The organism is uncultured Thermomonas sp., assembly GCF_937872235.1.
In the GTDB taxonomy this organism is placed as follows: Bacteria; Pseudomonadota; Gammaproteobacteria; order Xanthomonadales; family Xanthomonadaceae; genus Thermomonas; species Thermomonas beijingensis.
In genome coordinates this window covers 14,828-35,006 of sequence record NZ_CALMPC010000087.1, presented here as the reverse complement: position 1 = coordinate 35,006, position 20,179 = coordinate 14,828, and the positions used below count along the sequence as shown (strand labels likewise).

Sequence of the window (20,179 nt, the reverse complement as noted above, 5' to 3'; positions counted from 1 at the left end):
ATGGCGCCGCACCACTCAGCGATACAGGCAATCGACCAATGCATTTTCGCCCAGGATCAATGCATCCAGCGACTTTTCCCAGCCGCTTTCCTTTTGCGACAACGGCTGCACGTCAGCCGCTGCTTCGCTACCCGCTGCAGCGACTCCAAGCCCGGTTTCAGTGATCTGAAACCCCCCTCCTGCGGCCAGCAAGGTCAACCGGCTACTGACCGTGAAAGACGAAAATCGAGCGCGGTAGGAAAGCTTGACAGTCGCCTGCAGTTGACCTGATGCCTGATCTGAGGAGTCCACATGCATGCCACTTTGTGCAGCAAGGCAGGTTTGCGCCTTGCTGATGAGCTGATCGGGCGGCAATGAAATGGAATAGTGCGAGCCTTGCATGCTGCGAATGGGCTTTGCCTCTTGATCGAGCGCCACATCCAAGGTTCGGCCACCATAGGCAACATCTTCGGCAAATGCCGGCGTAGCCAGTAAAACGCCTGATAGCAACAGATTACGAGCCTTCACGCATCCTCCCCTGTAACAGACACCATACGCGGGAGCATAGCGAAAAAAAATCAGGCCGTGCTGGATGCCTGTTTGCGCAGCGCCTGCTGTTGAGCCGAGGTCAGCGCCACATCATTGCGCAAGTATGCCGGCTCGATGCGCTCGGGTGCCTGCCCTTCGCCTCGCGCAAATGCCTGCGCAGCCAAGCGGACCACATCGCCGGCGTGCGGCAAGGCGCTGGCATCCAGCCCCAGCAAACGCCCCTGCAAACGTAGTTGCAATGCACCATCGACCGCTGCAAACCCGGTGCCTACCGCATGCCAGCCGTCGCCTTCGGGAATCTGTGCAAGCTCGGGCTTGATCACGGCCTCCGGTGCAAGTGCCCGTGCACCATCACCATCACATTCGAACGCACCCAGATAGACCTCACCCATGCGTGCGTCTATCGCCGCAAGGCATCGGCCGGGCGCATTGGCACGCAACGCCAACGCCGCCAAACTCGATACTGCGATGACAGGGCGATTCAGTGCCAGGGCGATGCCCTGCGCAATACCAATCGCCAGGCGCACACCGGTAAACGCGCCAGGTCCACGGCCCACCGCAATCGCATCGAGTTGCGCGCGTTTGATGCCAGCCTCGGCCAGTAACGCTTCGGCCCAAGGCAAAGCCAGCTCGGTGTGCCGACGCGGCGCGATTTCGAAGCGCTCGCGCACCTGCCCATCGACCCAAATAGCGACCGAACAAGCTTCGGTAGCGGTTTCAAAGGCGAGTAAGTTCATGCGCCGAGTGTAGCGGCTGCTGACGTTCTTGCCCTGACCACGCACATTCGCTGCAGGTCAGGCAGCAAAGCGATCGGTGGCCGCTACCAATGCCGCCACGTTCTCCGCTTCAAATGCGGAATGCCCGGAGGCGGCACTGACGATGAGCTCAGCCTTCGGCCACGCCCTGTGCAAATCGAATGCGTTCTGGATTGGGCACACCACGTCGTAACGGCCATGCACGATCACCCCGGGAATATGCGCAATTTTGTGCGCATCTCGCAGCAACTGGTCTTCTACTTCAAAAAAACCACCGTTGACGAAGTAATGATTTTCGATCCGCGCAAAAGCCAAGGCGAATGCTGCGTCACCGTGGCTATCCATGAAATCGGGATCGATATGCAGATAACTGGTGGCTCCTTCCCAGATCGCCCATGCACGTGCGGCGGCCAGACGGGTGGCCTCGTCACTGGATGTGAGGCGGCGCTGGAAGGCGGAAATCAAATCGTGCCGCTCCACCATCGGGATCGCATTGATGTAGTGCTCCCATGCATCCGGGAACAGGCGCGATGCACCTTCTTGATAGAACCATTCCAATTCCCAGCGGCGCAGCATGAAGATGCCACGCAGCACCAGCTCGGTCACACGCTGCGGGTGGGTTTGCGCATACGCCAACGCCAGGGTGGAGCCCCAGCTGCCGCCGAACACTTGCCATGCCACAATTCCCAGAAGTTCACGCAATTGTTCGATATCGGCGACCAGATCCCATGTGCTGTTGTCGGTCAGATCCGCATGCGGGGTGCTGCGCCCGGCACCGCGCTGATCAAACAACACGATGCGGTATTTCGCAGGGTCGTGAAAACGCCGCATATTGGGGGTGCATCCCGCACCCGGCCCGCCGTGCAGCATCACCACCGGCTTGCCGTGGGGGTTACCGCATTCTTCCCAATACAAGGTGTGGCGGGCATCAACGGCCAAGCTACCGGTGCGGTACGGGGTGATTTCGGGATACAGCGCGCGCATGCGGGTTCCAGCGGGGGTGTTGGCTTTCATTTTAACCCGGTCGCGGTGCGGGCCGGTGTTGGCGCCTGGCGCAGGGCAATCGCTACGTCGCTCATAGGCTGCGCGATCTACCCGATGCGCTCGCCATCAGCGTCATCGTTGCCCCAATGTGACTCGATCACGCGACTCCAGATCGCGCACGGTTTTGACCCCATAAAACCCGGCGTCGCGCAGCAGGGTGCGCACTGCCGGGCCTTGGTCGAGCCCGTGCTCCAGCAACAACCACCCCCCGGCACGCAGATGCGCTGGGGCGGCGACTGCAATCATGCGAATGGCATCCAGCCCATCCACGCCGCAGGCCAGTGCCAGCAGCGGCTCAAAGCGCAGGTCGCCGGCGTCCAGATGCGGGTCATGCTCCGCGATGTACGGCGGATTGCTGACGATGACATCGAAGCGCTCGCCCAGCACCGGCGTCAGCCAATCGCCTTGGCGAAATTCGACATTCCCGATGGCATTGCGCTGCGCATTGCCGCGCGCCACGTCCAAGGCATCTGCACTGGCATCGGTGGCCACCAGCTGCGCCTGCGGGCGCTCCTTGGCCAACGCCAGCGCAATCGCGCCACTACCGGTGCCAAGATCGGCCACCCGCACGGCGGCATCGTTGGGGATACGCAGCAAGGCTTGCTCGACCAGCAACTCGGTTTCCGGGCGCGGAATCAAGGTGGCCGGTGACACTGCCAAGTCCAGCGTCCAAAACCCACGACTGCCGGTCAGGTACGCCACCGGTTCCCCGATCCCGCGCCGCTGCACCAACGCTTCAAAATGCGCCGCATCGGCTGCGCTCACGCCGTCGTCAGCATGCGCAAACAGCCAACTGCGCGACTGGTGCAAGACATGCAGCAGCAGATAGTCGGCATCGACAGGATCAATCCGGGTACGTGCCTGAGTCAGCAGGCTGGCAACGGTGGGGGCAGTGGCAGTCATCGCAGCATGGTAGCTGGCCGCGCCGAAGCGCCGGGGCCTTGCCGGCATGATAATAGTCCCTGCCTATCGATAGGATATCTATAATCAATTTCAATTATTGATAGGGATACCCTAAGCTGGCTCCACTTCCGATCCAACCCACCCACACCACACCGGAGCATTCTCATGTCCCTGATCAACACGCAAGTGCAGCCGTTCAAGGCCAACGCCTTCCATAATGGCAAGTTCATCGAAGTGACCGAAGCCAGCCTGAAAGGCCATTGGTCGGTACTGATCTTCATGCCGGCCGCATTTACCTTCAATTGCCCGACCGAGATCGAAGACGCCGCCGAGCATTACGCCGAGTTCCAGAAAGCCGGTGCCGAGGTCTATATCGTCACCACCGACACCCACTTCAGCCACAAGGTGTGGCACGAAACCAGCCCGGCGGTGGGCAAGGCGCAGTTCCCGCTGATCGGCGACCCCACCCATCAGCTCACCAACGCCTTTGGCGTGCATATCCCGGAAGAAGGCTTGGCCCTGCGTGGCACCTTCGTGATCAACCCCGATGGCGTGATCAAGACCATGGAAGTGCACGACAACGCGATTGCGCGTGACGTGGCCGAAACCGTGCGCAAGCTGCAAGCCGCGCAATACGTGGCCAGCCACAGCGGCGAAGTGTGCCCGGCCAAGTGGAAGGAAGGTGCCAAGACCATTGCGCCGTCGCTGGACCTGGTCGGCAAGATCTAAGCCTTTACAACGCACCCTCTCCACCTTCGGAGAGGGTTGCGTGAAAGCGATGCCGCGCGTCACTTTCCCGCAGCCCTGTTCTCTTCCACCCCTCTGCCTGATGCGCAGAACGGGCAACTGCGCCTCAATTTCGAAGGAGCCCCCATGTTGGATGCCACGCTCAAAACCCAACTTGCCGCTTACCTGGAAAAACTGCAGCAGCCGATCGCCTTGATTGCCTCGCTGGACGATTCCGATGCCGCACGCGAGCTGGATGCATTGCTGGACGAAATCGCCGCGCTATCGCCGAAGATTTCCCGCAGCAACGGCGACGCCGCACGCAAGCCATCGTTTGAAATTCGCCGCATCGGCAGCGATGTTGCGGTGGCATTTGCCGGTATTCCGCTGGGCCACGAGTTCACCTCGTTGGTGCTGGCGCTGCTGCATGTGGGTGGCCATCCGATGAAAATCGATGCGGCGCTGGCCGCGCAAGTGCGTGCGCTTGAAGGTGATTATCAGTTTGAAACCTACATGTCGCTGCATTGCCAGAGCTGCCCGGATACCGTGCAAGCGCTGAATATGATGAGCGTGCTGAACCCGCGCATTCGCCATATCGCCATCGATGGCGCGCTGTTTGAAGCGGAAGTGGCGGCCAAACACATTTTGTCGGTGCCCACCGTGTACATGAACGGTGTGGAATTTGATGCGGGCCGCATGAGTATCGAGCAGGTGTTGAGCAAGCTTGATGCCGGCGCAGCCGCACGCGCCGCAGAAGCACTCAATGATCGTGCGCCTTACGATGTGCTGATCGTAGGCGGCGGCCCCGCCGGCGCAGCGGCAGCGATTTATGCCGCACGCAAAGGCATCCGCACCGGCTTGCTGGCCGAGCGCTTTGGCGGCCAAGTGCAAGACACCATGGCGATCGAGAATTTTCCGTCGGTGGAATACACCGAAGGCCCGAAACTGGCCGCATCGCTGGAAGCGCATGTGCGCAGCTACGGTGTGGAGGTGATCACCTCGCAACGCGCCAAGACCCTGCACGCCGCCGGGAGTGATGGCTTGGCCAGCATCACCTTGGAAAGCGGCGCCACCTTGCGCAGCAAGACCGTGATCCTGGCTCCCGGCGCACGCTGGCGGCAAACCGGCGTGCCCGGCGAAGCCGACTACCGCACCAAGGGTGTCACCTATTGCCCACACTGCGATGGCCCGCTGTTCAAAGGCAAGCAGGTGGCGGTGATCGGTGGCGGCAATTCCGGCATCGAAGCGGCGATTGACTTGGCCGGCGTGGTCGAGCATGTGACGGTGTTGGAATTTGACAGCAAGCTGCGCGCCGATGACGTCCTGCAACGCAAGCTGCACAGCTTGCCCAACACAGCCGTACATCTGAACGCGCAAACCACCGAAATGCTGGGCGATGGCAGCAAGCTCACCGGGCTGCGCTTCACCGATCGCAGCAGCGGCGAGGCCAGGGATTTGGCAGTGGGCGGCGTGTTCGTGCAGATCGGCCTGCTACCCAATACCGAATGGCTGCAAGGCGCGGTGGCGCTAAGCCCGCGTGGCGAAATCATCATCGATGACCGCGGCCACACCAATGTGGCAGGCGTGTTTGCGGCGGGCGATGCCACCACCGAAGCGTACAAACAAATCGTGGTGGCGATGGGCGCAGGTTCGACTGCCGCACTGTCAGCCTTCGACCATCTGATTCGTGTTTCGGCACCCACTGAGGCCAAGGCCGCGTGAGATGAACCTGCGCGACCTCAACTACCTCATCGCGTTGGCCGACCTGCGCCACTTCGGCAAGGCCGCGCAGGCGTGCTTTGTCAGCCAACCCACCTTGTCCACCCAGATCAAAAAATTGGAGGACGAGTTGGGTGTGGCCCTGATCGAACGTGCGCCACGCAAGGTCATGCTCACCCCCGCCGGGCAGGATGCGGTGCAGCGTGCGCGCCGCATCATGGCGGAAGTGGAAGAAATGAAACAAGCCGCGCGCCGCAGCCGCGACCCACAAGCCGGCAGCCTGCGGCTGGGTGTGTTCCCCACTTTGGGCCCGTATCTGTTGCCGCATGTGGTTGCGCCGCTGCATCAGCGTTTTCCGCAGTTGGAGCTGTTGCTGGTGGAAGAAAAAAGCGATGTGCTGCTGCAACGCCTGCGCGACGGCAAGTTGGATGCCGCCTTGTTGGCATTGCCGTTGCACGACGAGCAACTGCACGCGCAATTCCTGTTTGAAGAACCCTTCCTGTTTGCCGCACCCAGCACTCACCCCTTGGCCAAGCAGCCCAGCATGGCGATGGATGCACTCGGCCACGAAACCTTGCTGCTGCTGGAAGACGGCCACTGCCTGCGTGACCAGGCCCTGGATGTGTGCCGGCTGTCCGGCGCGCAGGAAAAATCCGGCTTTCGCGCCACCAGCTTGGAAACCTTGCGGCAGATGGTGGCCGCAGGTGTCGGTGTCACCCTGCTACCTGCCCTCTCGGTGCAAGCACCGATTGCCGCATCGCCCAATATCCAACTGATTCCGTTTCGCGCCCCGGTGCCCAGCCGCAAGATTGCACTGGTCTGGCGCAAGTCCTCGGCACTGGATGATTTCCTGCAAACCTTGGGCGATGCCATTGGCAAACTGGCACAGGCACAATTGACGCACCCCTGATTACCGGACGCCCCAATGCGGCCACGTCATGCCATCGTGCTATGCATCGCCGCGTGCTTGCTGCTGGCGTGGTGGCTAGCGCATCCACCTGGCACCAAACTGTCGCAAGACACCCGCACGGCACTGGCCAACGCGGCCTGTCCAATGCCGCCGCATGTGGCACGCGGCGATGTACCGCTGCAAACCAACGTGCCCGATGGGCTGGTCTTGCCCGCACTGCATCAGGTGCGGATGACGCCATTGGCCGGCTTCAGCGTGGAAGCGCGGGTGCTGGGCCGTGAAAATTATTTTGCCGATGCCGGTGCCAAATTTTCCCCTGCCGATCTGGCCTTGGGCTGGGGCCGCATGCGCGAGGATGCGGTGCTGGACAAGCTTGCGATCAGCCAAGGGGGCCGCTTTTTTTACTACCGCTGGCGCAATACGCCGCCCATTCCGCCCGCTGAAATCGTGCGCAGCGCCAGCAATATGCACATCATCCCGGCGACACCTGAAGTGGCCCGCGTACTCGACACCATCCACGCGGATGACAGCGTGCGCATCGACGGCTGGCTGGTGCGGCTGGATGCCGACAACGGCTGGCACTGGGTCAGTTCCTTGAGCCGCGATGACAGCGGCAATGGCGCTTGCGAGCTGGTCTATACCTGCGCCATCACGCGGGAATAAACACGCCATGCAGGCGGCACGGGTTTCGGTCAAGATGCAAGGATGAAACGCACCCTCCCCTTGCTGGTCTTGCCCGCGCTGCTGGCCACGTTGCCGACCCATGCAGCAACGCCCTCGCGTGAAGTGTCCATCGTGTTCGTCGGCGACATCATGGTGGCCGAACGCCCCGGCGAGCTGATTGCGCGCGGCACCGACCCCTTCCAACCGTTCCAGTCGCTGCTGGATGCGCACGACCTGCGTATCGGCAATCTGGAATGCGTGGTGGCACGTGGCGGCAATGCCTTGCTCAAACCATTTACCTTCCGTGCCGACCCGCAGGTGTTGCCGGTGCTGAAGCGGCATTTCGACGCGGTCTCGCTGGCCAACAATCACTCGGGCGACTTCGGCAAGACCGCCTTTGCCGAACAGCTGGGCCTGATGCAGCAAGCCGGCCTGCCGTGGTTCGGGGGCGGCCACACGCTGGAAGAAGCACACAGGCCGCTGATCCTGGAGCGCAACGGCTTGCGTATCGCACTGCTGGGCTATGTGGAGTTCAAGCCACGTGCGTTCGAAGCCGATGCCACCCACCCCGGCGTGGCCTGGAGTGGCGAAGACGAGCAGGTGATCGAAGACATCATCGCGGCGCGCCGCGTGCAGCATGCCGACATCGTGATCCCGTTCATGCATTGGGGCTGGGAAGAAGAAGCCCAGCCCAGCCAGCGCTTGCGTGAATTTGCCCGGCGCATGATCGACGCCGGTGCCGACATGGTGGTGGGCGATCATCCACACGTCACCCAAGGTGCCGATGTGTACAAGGGCAAGCCAATCATCTACAGCTTGGGCAATTTCCTGTTCAACAGCTTTGACACCGTGGCCACTACCACCGGCTGGGTGCTATCGGCCAAGCTTGGGCCGGAAGGCGTGCGGCAGTGGCGCACCCATGTGGCCAGACTGGATGCGGACGGGGTGCCGCATCCTGCCAGCGCTGCCAGCAGCCCGTGCGGCCACGCCGGCGATACCGTGGTTCAGCAATGCAAGGGGGCACCATGAACCGTCGCACGATGCACATTTTGGTTGCCCTCGTGGGTGTTGCGGCCAGTGCCTCGGCATCCGCCGACAGCGTGCGCTGCCATGTGATTTACGGCGGTGAAACTTGGACGCTGGATGCCGCACCCACCACGTCGCCGTATCAAGTTCGCAACCAGAAAATCGGGCGCTATTTCGAATTCAAACTCATCAATGCCGAACTGCCCAACACCGGCCGTTTCGTGCGTATTTACACCTATGCCATGAGCAGCGGTGATCCAGTACTCATCCATCAAGCCTCGTATCGGCCGCCGTTCGATGCCCGCAATGCAGATTGGGGCTTCACCGGCTTTCAATACGTGTATGAACCCAGCAAAGGCAGTGAACTCCAGTATTGGTGCCAATACCTGGCATAGCCACACTCACGCCTCTTGCGCGGCGCCGGCTTGCCTGGACTTCATCCCCGCCACAAAAATCCCGGCCAGACTCACCGCCAGCCCGGCCCACTGGCGCGGGCTGGGCGACAGATCCAACACCAGCACATCCAGCACATACGCCACGATGGGTTGCGCCAGCAACAGCAAGCCCGCCAACGCCACCGGCAGTACCACCATCGAGCGCGAAATCAAGATCCAGCTCAGGCAATGGCCAACCGCCGCCAATGCCAACAGCAAGCCCCACACTTGCAGCGATGGCGGCGTAAACACCTCACCTTCGGCCCAGCCCATTGCGCCCAAACACAGCGCACTGCCAAACGCAGCCATGCACAGCACCTGCTCCACCGGCGCGCGGGCACGGCCGATGCCGGCCGCATGCTGCGAGCGCTTGATCCCCACGTTGTAGGCGGCATAAGCCATTCCGGTGGTCAACCCCAGCCACACCCCCCAGCGGTATTGCGCGGGCAAACTGGCCCAGTCCGCACCCAGCAGCAGCCATAGCCCAAAAAATGCCAACAGCACCCCGGCAATAAACCGCAGGCCCAAGCGTTCACCAAACAGCAACACGCCGGCCAGCGCCATGAAAAACACCTGCGTATTGGCCAGCAGGGTGGCCAGCCCCGGCCCCACCAGCAAAATACTTTTGTGCCACATCCAAAGATCAATCGCGAAAGCCAGCATCGGCACCAGCAGCCACCGCCATGTTGTGCGCGATAACGGCTGCCAGCCATGCCGCGCACTGACCAACAACGCCAGTAACACACCCGCCAGCAACATCCGCCAGAACGCCACCGCCGTCGGCGGCATCGCGGTCAGGCGCACCATCAAGCCATTGCTGCCGATGATGGCCGCGCCGATCAACAACTCCAGCGTGGCCGTTTGCCTGGACTGCGCCAGACTCATGCGGGCAATGCGCCCGGCAATGCCGCGTCATCCTCCGGCAATGCCGCAATTTCGCCCAAGTGCAGCGCCTCCACCACGCTGCGCGCCTGTGGCCATGCCGCTTCGGGCACCATCACCGCCACCAGGCCAAACACCCCCAGTTCGCCCATCCCGCCGATCAACGCCTCGCCACGCACAAACGCAGGAATGCCTTCTGCCTCCAACGCCTGTTTGATCAAGTGGGCATCAATCACATTTTCGGCGTCGTACACGGTGCGCATGGAAGGGCGACCACATCGGAATGGAGCGGGCCATCAGCATACGCCCGCAGCTCCGCTAGAATGCGCGATTGCATTTGAATTGCGATAACGCCGTGTCCGACTCTGCCACCAGCACCGACGCCCCTATCCGTACCGACTTCATCCGCCAGATCGTCCGCGACGACCTCGCCTCCGGCAAGCACAGCGCGATCAAGACGCGCTTCCCGCCGGAGCCCAACGGTTACCTGCACATCGGCCACGCCAAGGCGATCTGCCTGGACTTCGGCGTGGCTGCCGAGTTCGGCGGCGTCTGCAACCTGCGCCTGGACGACACCAACCCGGCGCGCGAAGACCCCGAATACGTGCGCGCCATCCAGGACGACGTGCGCTGGCTGGGCTTCGACTGGCACAGCCTGCGCCACGCTTCGGACTATTTCGGCGTGTATTACCTGGCCGCCGAAAAATTGATCGCCGATGGCAAAGCGTTTGTCTGCGACTTGAGCGCCGAGCAAGTCCGCGAATACCGTGGCACGTTGACCGAAGCCGGCCGCAATTCGCCGTTCCGCGAGCGCAGCGTGGCAGAAAACCTGGACCTGTTCCGGCGCATGCGTGCGGGCGAATTTGCCGATGGCGCACGCACCCTGCGCGCCAAGATCGACATGAGCAGCGGCAACATGAACCTGCGCGATCCGGCGCTGTACCGGATCAAGCACGTCGAACACCAGAACACCGGGAACCAGTGGCCGATCTACCCGATGTACGACTTTGCCCACGCACTGGGCGATGCCATCGAAGGCATCACCCATTCGCTGTGCACGCTGGAGTTCGAAGACCACCGCCCGCTGTATGACTGGAGCGTGGACAACGTGGACTTGGTCGGTCATCCCGAATTGCTGGAGCCGTTGCTGGGAAAAGGGCTGCCAAAGGAAGCCGGCAAGCCGCGCCAGATCGAATTTTCACGGCTCAATTTCAATTACTTGGTGATGAGCAAGCGCAAATTGATGCAGCTGGTCACCGACAAGCTGGTCGATGGTTGGGACGACCCGCGCATGCCCACCTTGCAAGGCATTCGTCGGCGTGGCTATACCGCCTCGGCCTTGAAATTGATGGTCGATCGCGTGGGCATCAGCAAGCAGAATTCGTTGCTGGATATTTCCATTCTGGAAGGCGCGCTGCGTGATGATCTGGATGCACACGCACCACGCCGGATGGCGGTGATCGATCCGCTGAAAGTGGTGCTCACCAATCTGGATGCCAGCTTTGAGGAATTCCTGCGGTTTGCCAACCATCCCAAGGATGAAGCGCAGGGCGAGCGCGAAATTCCGTTTGGCCGCGAGCTGTGGATCGAGCGCGAGGATTTCGAGGAAGTGCCGCCCAAAGGCTTCAAGCGCCTCACACTGGGCGGCGACGTGCGTCTGCGCGGGGCCGGCATCATGCGTTGCGATGAAGTGATCAAAGATGCCGATGGCCGCATTACCGAGCTGCACTGCTCGCTCGATTTGGACTCGCGCCCCGGCATGGATGGCGCCAACCGCAAAGTGAAAGGCACCATCCATTGGGTCAGCGCCAAACATGCCATCGCCACTGAAGTGCGCCTGTACGACCGCCTGTTCACCGTCCCCAATCCGGATATCGACAACGGCGGCAAGACCTATGTGGATTATTTGAATCCCGAGTCGCGCAGGGTGGTGACCGGCTACATCGAACCGGCGGCGGCGCAGGCGGCAGCGGAGCAAGGCTTCCAGTTCGAACGCCTGGGCTATTTCGTGGCCGACCGCTACGACCACCGCAGCGATGCACCCGTGTTCAACCGCAGTGTGACATTGCGGGATACCTGGGCACAAAAGGCGTAATGGCGATGCCAATGCCGCTGCCCGTGCAACTGCACATCACCCTGCCGATCTGGGTGATGGAGCTGGACATTGCCGGCCGCGATTTTTCCACCGATGCGGCCAAGGTCGCGTTCGCCATCGAGCTGTCCAAACACAATATCGAGCGCCAAAGCGGCGGCCCGTTCGGGGCCGCGGTGTTCAGTGCGCAGCACCAGTTGATCGCGGTCGGCGTCAACCGGGTGGTGCGTCAAAGCTGTTCGCTGGCGCACGCTGAAACCATGGCCTACATGCTGGCTCAGCAACGCCTGCAGCAATTCCGACTGAACGAACTCGGCAGCCCGGTCACCCTGGCAACCTCTGCGCAGCCCTGCTGCCAGTGTTACGGCGCCACCATGTGGGCCGGCATCGACCGCCTGCTGATCGGTGCCCGCGCCGAAGACGTGATGGCGTTGACGCCGTTCGACGAAGGCCCGCTGCCCGCCGACTGGGTGGGCGAACTCAACAAGCGCGGCATTGACGTGGTGCGCGACCTCGAACGCGACGCCGCCTGCGCCGTATTGAAGATGTATGGCGAATTGGGCGGGCCGAATTATTAACGGCCTGCTGTGCTACTGCCGCCAAGGCTTCGAACCCGAGCTTGCCGGCGAGCTGAGTGAACGCGCCGCCCGCATCGGCATCGCCGGGTATGCACGTACCGAGCGCGACAGCGGGGTGGTGGTGTTTTTCAGCGAAGACGCCATCGCGCTGGATCATGCCTTGCCGTTTTCGCAATTGATTTTTGCGCGGCAAAAATTGCGCCTGCTGGCCGAGTTGCGCGGTTTGAATCCTGCCGATCGCATCGCGCCAATGCTGGAGGCGCTGGCGGGCTACGTATCCGAAACGCTGCGCTTTGGCGAACTGGTGATGGAACACCCCGACAGCGATGCCGGCAAACCGTTGGCAGGTCTGGCGCGCAGCCTGGGCAATGCGCTGCGCCCCGCCTTGCGCAAGGCCGGGGTGCTGACCGCCAAGGACAACCCCAGCCTGCCGCGCCTGCACGTGTGCCTGCTGGCCGGCGATCACGCGCTGCTGGCGCGCAGCGTGGCGGCCGACAGCGCGCCGTGGCCGCTGGGTATCCCGCGTCTGCGCATGCATGCCGATGCCCCCTCGCGTTCGGCGCTCAAGCTGGAAGAGGCACTGCTGGTGCTGCTGACCGATGAGGAGCGCAAAAAAATTCTGCGTGAAGGCATGCGCGCCGCCGACTTGGGCGCCGCCCCCGGCGGTTGGACGTGGGTATTGACCCGCCACGGCCTGCGCGTGCAATCGGTGGATAACGGCCCGCTGCGCCAGCATGTGCTGGACAGCGGCTTGGTGGAACACCTGCGTGCCGATGGGTTTGCTTGGCAGCCACAACACCCACTGGACTGGATGGTGTGCGACATGGTGGAACAACCACGCCGGGTGGCCGAACGCATGGCCACCTGGTTGCGCGAAGGCTGGTGCCGGCACGCCATCTTCAATCTGAAATTGCCGATGAAAAAACGTTGGCAAGAAACCCAACTGTGCCTGGATCTATTTGCGCAGCAAGCCCAGAAGCCGCTGACGGTTCGCGCCAAGCAGCTGTATCACGACCGTGAAGAAATCACGGTATTGGCGATGCAAGCCGGGCGCAGCTAACTGCGCGGAATCGCGAACCATCGATTATCGGAAACCTGCGCTCTTAAATTTCGGCCTGCTTCAATCCACCCGCCGAATCCTTGCCCCCAAGCCGGACAGCTTGGCCTCGATGTTCTCGTAACCGCGATCGAGGTGATAGATACGGTCGATGGTGGTTTCGCCATCGGCCACCAGCCCGGCCAGAATCAGCGATGCCGAGGCGCGCAAATCGGTGGCCATCACCGGTGCGCCGCTGAGCGATGCCACACCGCGTACCACCGCCGTGTGGCCATCCACACGAATGTCCGCACCCAGGCGCAGCAACTCATTGACGTGCATGAAGCGGTTTTCGAAGATGGTTTCGTTGATCACGCCGACCCCGTCGGCCATGCAATTGAGCGCCATGAACTGCGCCTGCATGTCGGTGGGAAACGCCGGGTGCGGCGCGGTGGTGAGGTTGACCGCACGCGGGCGTTTGCCGTGCATGTCGAGGTGGATGCGGTCGCCTTCGCTATGAATGCCGGCACCGGCTTCGCGCAGTTTGTCCAGTACCGCATCCATGGTGTCGGGGCGGGCGTGGGTCAGTGTCACGCTACCCCCTGTCATCACCGCAGCCACCAGAAAGGTGCCCGCTTCAATCCGGTCGGCCACCACCGCATGTTCGCAGCCGTGCAGGGCATCCACGCCTTCAATCACGATGCGCGGGCTGCCCGCACCAGTGATTTTCGCGCCCATCGCGTTCAGGCATTCAGCCAGATCCACGATTTCCGGCTCCATCGCCGCGTTTTCCAACACGGTAGTGCCTTCGGCTAGGGTCGCCGCCATCATCACGTTTTCGGTGGCCCCCACGCTGACCAGTTCAAACACATGGCGTGCGCCCTGCAAGCGGCCATGGCTGCGTGCTTTGATGAAACCATGCTCCACCACGATCTCGGCCCCCAGCGCCTGCAAGCCCTTGATATGCAAATCCACCGGCCGTGAACCAATCGCGCAGCCGCCGGGCAGCGACACTTCGGCATCGCCAAACTTGGCCAGCAACGGTCCCAATACCAGCACCGATGCGCGCATGGTTTTGACCAACTCATACGGGGCCACGTGGCTGTTCACGCTGCGCGGATCCACCGTCATGACATCACCCGCGTGGACAACGGCGGCACCCAGCCCAGCCAACAACCTGGCGGTGGTCAGCACATCGTGCAGGCGCGGCACATTGGTGATGCGCACGGGGGCATCGGCCAACAAAGTGGCGCACAAAATCGGCAGTACCGCGTTTTTCGCACCCGAAATACGGACTTCACCGGACAGCCGGGCACCGCCCTCCACCAGAATCTTCTGCATCAGGCGGCCGCCTCTTGCGGGGTGAGGGTTTTGAGTTGCAAGGCGTGAATCTCGCGGCCCATATACTCGCCCAAAGTCGCGTTGACCATCCGGTGGCGGGCCAACGGCAACTTGCCGGCAAACGCCGCGCAGACCACTACGGCCTCGAAATGCACTCCGTCTTCACCACTGACGTTGGCGTGGGCGCCGGGCAGGCCGGTTTCTATCATCTGGCGAATCTGGTCGGCGTTCATGGGCTGGCAGGGGGACTGAAGTAAACTGAACGGACAAGTTTAGCGGAAACCCACGTGCCCCCCGCCCATCCTGCCCGTTTTGACCATTTTGATTTCGCCGCCAGCGGTCGCCGCGTGTTCGCCATTGAGGGCGATGCGCTGACTGTCGTGGCTGCACGCCTGGATGGTGCCTTCAGTGCCGCGTGCCGGGCCATCCTGGCCTGTCGCGGGCGCGTGGTCTGCACCGGGATGGGCAAATCCGGGCATGTGGCGCGCAAGATCGCCGCCACCTTGGCCTCGACTGGCACCCCCGCGTTTTACATGCATCCGGGCGAGGCTGCGCACGGCGACTTGGGCATGGTGACCGACGCCGATGTAGTGCTGGCGCTGTCATATTCGGGTGAAAGTGACGAGGTCTTGCTGTTGCTGCCGGCACTCAAGCGCCAAGGTAATGTGGTGCTGGCGATGACCGGGCGCGAACAATCAACCCTCGCGCGTGAAGCCGATGTTCATCTCGACGTGGCAGTGCCGGTGGAAGCCTGCCCGCTGCAACTGGCCCCCACTTCCAGCACCACCGCCGCACTGGCGATGGGCGATGCGTTGGCGGTCGCCTTGCTGGAGGCTCGCGGCTTCACCGCCGACGACTTCGCTCGTTCGCACCCGGCGGGAGCCTTGGGCCGCCGCTTGTTGTTGCATATCACTGATGTCATGCATGTAGGCAATGACGTGCCGAAAGTCGGTCCGGACGCCAGCATCAGCGCGGCGCTGGTGGAAATGAGCCGCAAGCGCTTGGGCATGACCGCAGTGGTGGATGCCGAGGATCACTTGCTGGGCCTGTACACCGATGGCGACCTGCGCCGCAGCCTGGACGATGCTGGCGTGGACCTGCGTCACACCCGCATTGATGCAGTGATGACCCGCGCACCCCGCACCATTGATGCCGATGCTCTGGCCGCGGAAGCCGCGCAATTGATGGAAACCCACAAAATCAACGCCCTCCTCGTCACCAATGGGCAAGGCCAGGTGGTGGGCGCGCTCAACATCCATGACCTGCTCCGGGCGCGGGTGGTGTGATGGCACAACCTCCTCACTATCCCGCCGATGTGCTGGCACGCGCTGCCAACATCCGCCTGATCGGGTTTGATGTGGATGGCACCCTGACCGATGGCGGTCTGCTGTTTGGCAGTGATGGCCACGAACAAAAATGCTTCCACGTGCAGGACGGGCTGGGGCTGGTGCTGCTGCGCCATGCCGGCATTGCCACCGCACTGGTCAGTGCGCGCAACAGCGCGGTCACAGCTGCGCGGGGGCGTGAATTGAAGATCCCGCATCTGCACATTGGCGAAACCCGCAAACTGGACTGCATACGCAAGCTCGCTGCGGAGTCAGGGCTAAGCATGGATGCGGTGGCATTCATGGGCGACGACCTGCCGGATCTGGCTACCTTGCGCGCCGTCGGGTTGGCCATCGTGCCTGCCGATGCGCATGCCTGGGTCATGCCCGCCGCCCATTGGGTCACCCCACGCACGGCCGGTCACGGGGCCGCACGTGATGCTTGCGACTTGTTGTTGCATGCACAAGATCGGGTGCAGGCCATTCTGCAGCACGGGGAGCACCCATGAACTGGCGCACCGGGATGATTCTGTGCTTGTTGCTGGCGGCAGGGATCACGGGCTGGTCGGTGTGGCGGCAATACCACCCCGACCAGGATGTGGTGCTCACAAGCCGCCCCGATTATGTGCTGCACGATTACGAAATCGTATCGCTGGACAAACTCGGCAAGGAATCGTTCACCCTGCGCGGGCCGCAATTGCAACGCGACCCGGCCGATAAAACCATGACATTGAACACGCCACACTTCGAAGTTCCGGATCGGACGGGGCATTACTGGAATGTGGATGCCAAGCGCGGCTTTGTTCCTGCCGGTGGCGGCCAGCTGCAATTGACCGGCGAGGTGATTGCCATCAGTCCGCCACAATCACCACCCGCCACCCGCATCGAAACCGAATCACTGACCCTCCTGCTGGGCGAACACCACGCCCAAACCAGCGATGCCGTGACCATTACCCAACCCGGTCTTACAATGCGTGGCATTGGCATGCGCGCGGATTTGGATCGCCAGCACGTCTCCCTTCTTTCACAGGTTAAGGCCCGCTATGTCCCGCAACATTGATCTGTGCGCCTCTTTGCTGGTTCTGCTCGCCGTGGGTGGTACCGCCAGTGCCCGCAGCACCGACCGCAACCAGCCGATGGATATCAATTCCAATAGCAGCGATTGCAGCAGCCTGGGCGCCAACGCCAGCTGCACCCTGATCGGTAATGTCACCATTGACCAAGGCAGCTTGCATGTGAAATCGGCCAAGGCCGTGATCCAACAAGCCAACGGCAACCCCAGCCGCGCCCTGCTCAGTGGCGGGGTGACCTTGCAACAGGAGATGGACGATGGTGATCGCATCGACGCCGCCGCTGCCAATGTCGATTACGACATGAAAAATGAAACCATGGTGTTTACCGGCAACGTGGTGATCAAGCAATCGCGCGGCAGCATCAATGGCGAACGGGTGGTGTACAACCTCAAGTCCGGCCAGCTGCAAAGCGGTGGCGAAGGTGGTGGGCGGGTCAAGATGCGGATTCTGCCCAAGGATACCGCTGCTCCAGCTGCACCCAGCAGCGCTAAGGGCACGCCCTGATGCTGGTCGCCGAAGGCCTGCGCAAACGCTATCGCTCACGCGAAGTCGTGCGCGATTTCGGTCTGCAGCTAAACGCGGGGGAAGTGGTCGGTTTACTGGGCCCCAACGGTGCCGGCAAGACCACATGTTTTTACATGATCGTGGGTTTGGTGGCCGCCGATGCCGGGCGCATCCTGCTGGATGACACCGACATCACCGACCTGCCGATGTATGCCCGCGCGCGCCTCGGGCTTGGCTATCTGCCGCAGGAGCCGTCGGTCTTTCGCAAATTGAGCGTGGCCGACAATATCCGTCTGGTGCTGGAGTTGCGTCCGGATCTGGATGACGATGGCCGCGAACACGAGCTCAATTCACTGCTCGATGAATTGCAGATTGGTCACGTCACCGAGCAGCCAGGTGCCAGTTTGTCGGGCGGCGAGCGGCGGCGCGTGGAAATTGCCCGCGCCTTGGCTGGCAAGCCGCGCATGATCTTGCTGGACGAACCATTCGCCGGTGTGGACCCCATTTCGGTCAACGAAATCCAACGCATCGTGCGCCACCTCAAACAACGCGGCATCGGCGTTTTGATCACCGACCACAACGTGCGCGAAACCCTGGGTATTTGCGATCGTGCCTACATTCTTGCCGAGGGCGGTGTACTGGCCCAGGGCGCGCCTGCCCAGCTGCTGGAAAACCAAGACGTACGCCGCGTCTATCTGGGTGAAGACTTCCGTTTGTAACTTTTGGTGACGCGCCCATCGCGGAGAGAATCGAAGCGTCAGAGACAGCCAATTTTCGCGCGACTGGCGCTATGCTGCAGATGATGAAGCCGCATTTATCCGCCACCACGCAACAGCAACTGGTACTGACGCCGCAACTGCGTCAAGCCATTCATTTGCTGCAGTTGTCCACCGCGGAGCTGGAAGCCGAAGTAGCCGAGGCGGTGGCCAGCAACCCGTTGCTGGACTGGGTGGAAGATGCCGACCACGGCAATGTCGCTGGTGATGCGGAGTTTTCCGCTACCGCACCTGCGGCAGACAGTGAGCCACAAGAGCCCCAACAGACTCCTGAGGACAGCTGGGAGTCGACACCGGATACATGGACTGAACATGCAGGTAGCCTCAGCGCACGCAACGACGACTTCGAGCATTCGGAGGATGCAGACAGCCTGCACGACCACCTGCTGTGGCAATTGCATCTGGGGCACTTCAGCCCACGCGACACGCGAATCGGCATCGCCCTGATCGATGCCATTGATGATGATGGCTACCTGCGCGAAGACCTTGGCGACTTGCTGAGCAGCCTGCGCCCGGAGATCGACACCCGGGTGGAGGATGCATTGCCGGTGTTACACCGCATCCAGCAATTTGACCCGGTGGGGGTGGGGGCACGCGATCTGGGTGAATGCCTGAGCCTGCAATTGCGTGCGCTGCCCGCCGATACCGTCGGGCGCACGGTGGCTCTGCAGCTGGCGGCAGACAGTCTGCAACGCCTGCCCAAATTAGGGATCGCAGGCATCTGCCAAGAGGTCGGCTGCAGCCAGGAACAAGCCCAGGCCGCGGTAGACCTGCTGCGGTCACTGAACCCACGGCCCGGCGCACAATACGGCGCGCTGCCCAACGGCAGTTATGTGATCCCCGATTGCGTGATTTGGCGGCAGCAAGGGCTTTGGCACGTGGCGCTGGGTGCCGGAGCCATGCCCAAGGTGGCCATCCAGCGCGATTACCAGCAAATGATTCGGCATGCCGGCAGTGCCGATGCCGACTATTTGCGCGGGCATCTGCAAGAAGCGCGGTGGCTGCTCAAAGGCTTGGAATCGCGCGCCGACACCCTGCAGCGCGTAGTGCGTTGTCTGGTTGCCGAGCAAGCCGGGTTTTTGGAATTTGGCCCGCAGGCACTCCGCCCACTGACCTTGCGCAACGTGGCCGACACCTTGGGCTTGCACGAATCCACGATCTCGCGGGCAGTGGCGCGCAAATATGTACGCACCCCTCGCGGCACCTTGGCCTTGCGGGATTTTTTCGCCTCTGGCATTGATACCGACGCCGGTGGCAGCACCTCCAGTACCGCCATCCAGGACCGCATTCGGCAACTGGTGGCCGCTGAAAATCCACGCAAGCCCTTGTCGGATGCACGACTTGCCGATACGTTGAAGGCCGAGGGTGTGCCGGTGGCTAGGCGCACCATCGCGAAGTACCGCGAAGCATTGCAAATTCCAGCTTCGCATGAGCGCGTGCGGATCGGCTGACACCGTTCCGTGCACCCGTTGCGGGCACCCGTCCGCAGCATCAGCAGAAGGAGGTCAAGATGCAGATCGAAACCTATGGCCAGCAAATGGATGTCACGCCTGCCCTGCGCAGCCACGTGGAAACCCGGTTTGAACGCCTTGCGCGGCATTTCGAAGGCGACTGCGAAATCCGTGTGCAGTTGGCGCTGGAGAAGCCGTTGCACAAGGCGATTGCAACGATCAATGTGGCCGGCCGCACCTTGCATGGCGATGCGGTGGGCCCGGACATGTACGCCGCGATTGACATCCTGGTGGACAAGCTGGACCGGCAACTGATCAAGCACAAGGAAAAACAGCTGGAACAACGCAAGGGTGATGGTCTGGCCAAGAGTGGCGTATTCGAGTGAACACTGGGCTCCGTAAGCACCGGGTGG

At 62.1% G+C, this 20,179-nt stretch carries 24 protein-coding genes; 16 read left to right on the top strand and 8 right to left on the bottom strand.

Annotation, left to right across the window (positions count from 1 at the left end):
- Positions 1-15: 15 nt before the first annotated feature.
- The 4 genes from QWB57_RS08185 to prmC form a co-directional block, all read right to left on the bottom strand.
- Positions 16-507, bottom strand: a complete 492-nt coding sequence (locus QWB57_RS08185) for a hypothetical protein (protein WP_223627885.1) — start codon at positions 505-507, stop codon at positions 16-18.
- 50 nt (positions 508-557) lie between these two features.
- Positions 558-1,265: a tRNA (adenosine(37)-N6)-threonylcarbamoyltransferase complex dimerization subunit type 1 TsaB gene (gene tsaB / locus QWB57_RS08180; protein WP_223627883.1), complete on the bottom strand. Its 708-nt coding sequence runs from the start codon at positions 1,263-1,265 to the stop codon at positions 558-560.
- Positions 1,266-1,322: 57 nt separating this feature from the next.
- Entirely contained in the window at positions 1,323-2,267 is a 945-nt protein-coding gene (gene pip, locus QWB57_RS08175; protein ID WP_223627881.1) for a prolyl aminopeptidase, read from the bottom strand.
- A gap of 132 nt (positions 2,268-2,399) precedes the next feature.
- The gene (prmC, locus tag QWB57_RS08170; protein ID WP_288969089.1) at positions 2,400-3,230 is read right to left on the bottom strand and encodes a peptide chain release factor N(5)-glutamine methyltransferase; all 831 of its coding nucleotides are present in this window, start codon (positions 3,228-3,230) and stop codon (positions 2,400-2,402) included.
- Between the two features lie 165 nt (positions 3,231-3,395).
- Here prmC and ahpC point away from each other — a divergent pair, with 165 nt between their 5' ends.
- From ahpC to QWB57_RS08140, 6 genes are all read left to right on the top strand, one after another.
- Positions 3,396-3,959, top strand: coding sequence for an alkyl hydroperoxide reductase subunit C (gene ahpC / locus QWB57_RS08165; protein ID WP_223627877.1), 564 nt, complete (start codon positions 3,396-3,398; stop codon positions 3,957-3,959).
- A gap of 144 nt (positions 3,960-4,103) precedes the next feature.
- Complete coding sequence (gene ahpF, locus QWB57_RS08160; RefSeq protein WP_288969086.1) at positions 4,104-5,678, top strand: alkyl hydroperoxide reductase subunit F; 1,575 nt, start codon at positions 4,104-4,106, stop codon at positions 5,676-5,678.
- A 1-nt stretch (position 5,679) separates the two neighbouring features.
- A complete protein-coding gene (locus QWB57_RS08155) occupies positions 5,680-6,585 on the top strand; it encodes a LysR substrate-binding domain-containing protein (protein WP_288969085.1) in 906 nt (301 codons plus the stop codon).
- 15 nt (positions 6,586-6,600) lie between these two features.
- Positions 6,601-7,248 carry a hypothetical protein gene (locus tag QWB57_RS08150; protein WP_288969083.1) on the top strand — a complete coding sequence of 216 codons (648 nt, stop codon included), beginning with the start codon at positions 6,601-6,603 and terminating at the stop codon, positions 7,246-7,248.
- A 42-nt stretch (positions 7,249-7,290) separates the two neighbouring features.
- Entirely contained in the window at positions 7,291-8,277 is a 987-nt protein-coding gene (locus QWB57_RS08145; RefSeq protein ID WP_288969081.1) for a CapA family protein, read from the top strand.
- Positions 8,274-8,669: a hypothetical protein gene (locus QWB57_RS08140; RefSeq protein ID WP_288969079.1), complete on the top strand. Its 396-nt coding sequence runs from the start codon at positions 8,274-8,276 to the stop codon at positions 8,667-8,669. Before QWB57_RS08145 ends, QWB57_RS08140 begins: the two co-directional genes overlap by 4 nt.
- A 6-nt stretch (positions 8,670-8,675) precedes the next feature.
- On the opposite strand, the gene QWB57_RS08135 is transcribed toward QWB57_RS08140, so the two are convergent.
- A complete protein-coding gene (locus QWB57_RS08135) occupies positions 8,676-9,593 on the bottom strand; it encodes a DMT family transporter (protein ID WP_288969078.1) in 918 nt (305 codons plus the stop codon).
- On the bottom strand, positions 9,590-9,853 hold the full coding sequence (locus tag QWB57_RS08130; RefSeq protein ID WP_223627863.1) for a DUF2007 domain-containing protein: 264 nt from the start codon (positions 9,851-9,853) through the stop codon (positions 9,590-9,592). The genes QWB57_RS08135 and QWB57_RS08130 overlap by 4 nt, the downstream gene beginning before the upstream one ends.
- Before the next feature lie 92 nt (positions 9,854-9,945).
- On the opposite strand from QWB57_RS08130, the gene QWB57_RS08125 reads away from it, so the two are divergent.
- From QWB57_RS08125 to rlmM, 3 genes are read left to right on the top strand one after another with little or no spacing between them, the layout of a single operon-like run.
- Positions 9,946-11,685 (top strand): glutamine--tRNA ligase/YqeY domain fusion protein, encoded by a 1,740-nt coding sequence (locus QWB57_RS08125; protein ID WP_288969075.1) that lies wholly within the window; start codon positions 9,946-9,948, stop codon positions 11,683-11,685.
- A gap of 11 nt (positions 11,686-11,696) precedes the next feature.
- Positions 11,697-12,260 carry a nucleoside deaminase gene (locus tag QWB57_RS08120; RefSeq protein WP_288969095.1) on the top strand — a complete coding sequence of 188 codons (564 nt, stop codon included), beginning with the start codon at positions 11,697-11,699 and terminating at the stop codon, positions 12,258-12,260.
- Positions 12,256-13,320, top strand: a complete 1,065-nt coding sequence (gene rlmM, locus QWB57_RS08115; protein ID WP_288969094.1) for a 23S rRNA (cytidine(2498)-2'-O)-methyltransferase RlmM — start codon at positions 12,256-12,258, stop codon at positions 13,318-13,320. The genes QWB57_RS08120 and rlmM overlap by 5 nt, the downstream gene beginning before the upstream one ends.
- Before the next feature lie 60 nt (positions 13,321-13,380).
- Here the strand turns inward: rlmM and murA are convergent, their stop codons facing one another.
- Together murA and QWB57_RS08105 are read right to left on the bottom strand one after the other, a co-directional pair.
- Positions 13,381-14,637, bottom strand: a complete 1,257-nt coding sequence (gene murA / locus QWB57_RS08110) for a UDP-N-acetylglucosamine 1-carboxyvinyltransferase (protein ID WP_288969073.1) — start codon at positions 14,635-14,637, stop codon at positions 13,381-13,383.
- A complete protein-coding gene (locus tag QWB57_RS08105) occupies positions 14,637-14,870 on the bottom strand; it encodes a BolA/IbaG family iron-sulfur metabolism protein (RefSeq protein ID WP_223627856.1) in 234 nt (77 codons plus the stop codon). Before QWB57_RS08105 ends, murA begins: the two co-directional genes overlap by 1 nt.
- A gap of 54 nt (positions 14,871-14,924) precedes the next feature.
- Here QWB57_RS08105 and QWB57_RS08100 point away from each other — a divergent pair, with 54 nt between their 5' ends.
- The 7 genes from QWB57_RS08100 to raiA all read left to right on the top strand — a co-directional run bounded on the left by QWB57_RS08100 (position 14,925) and on the right by raiA (position 20,152).
- Positions 14,925-15,923, top strand: coding sequence for a KpsF/GutQ family sugar-phosphate isomerase (locus QWB57_RS08100; protein ID WP_288969072.1), 999 nt, complete (start codon positions 14,925-14,927; stop codon positions 15,921-15,923).
- Positions 15,923-16,471 (top strand): HAD hydrolase family protein, encoded by a 549-nt coding sequence (locus QWB57_RS08095; protein WP_223627854.1) that lies wholly within the window; start codon positions 15,923-15,925, stop codon positions 16,469-16,471. Before QWB57_RS08100 ends, QWB57_RS08095 begins: the two co-directional genes overlap by 1 nt.
- Complete coding sequence (lptC, locus tag QWB57_RS08090; protein WP_288969071.1) at positions 16,468-17,022, top strand: LPS export ABC transporter periplasmic protein LptC; 555 nt, start codon at positions 16,468-16,470, stop codon at positions 17,020-17,022. Before QWB57_RS08095 ends, lptC begins: the two co-directional genes overlap by 4 nt.
- 13 nt (positions 17,023-17,035) lie before the next feature.
- On the top strand, positions 17,036-17,539 hold the full coding sequence (lptA, locus tag QWB57_RS08085) for a lipopolysaccharide transport periplasmic protein LptA (RefSeq protein WP_288969069.1): 504 nt from the start codon (positions 17,036-17,038) through the stop codon (positions 17,537-17,539).
- The gene (gene lptB, locus QWB57_RS08080) at positions 17,539-18,258 is read left to right on the top strand and encodes an LPS export ABC transporter ATP-binding protein (protein WP_223627848.1); all 720 of its coding nucleotides are present in this window, start codon (positions 17,539-17,541) and stop codon (positions 18,256-18,258) included. Before lptA ends, lptB begins: the two co-directional genes overlap by 1 nt.
- Before the next feature lie 83 nt (positions 18,259-18,341).
- On the top strand, positions 18,342-19,766 hold the full coding sequence (locus QWB57_RS08075; protein ID WP_288969093.1) for an RNA polymerase factor sigma-54: 1,425 nt from the start codon (positions 18,342-18,344) through the stop codon (positions 19,764-19,766).
- Positions 19,767-19,825: 59 nt separating this feature from the next.
- The gene (gene raiA / locus QWB57_RS08070; protein ID WP_223627846.1) at positions 19,826-20,152 is read left to right on the top strand and encodes a ribosome-associated translation inhibitor RaiA; all 327 of its coding nucleotides are present in this window, start codon (positions 19,826-19,828) and stop codon (positions 20,150-20,152) included.
- Positions 20,153-20,179 lie beyond the last annotated feature (27 nt).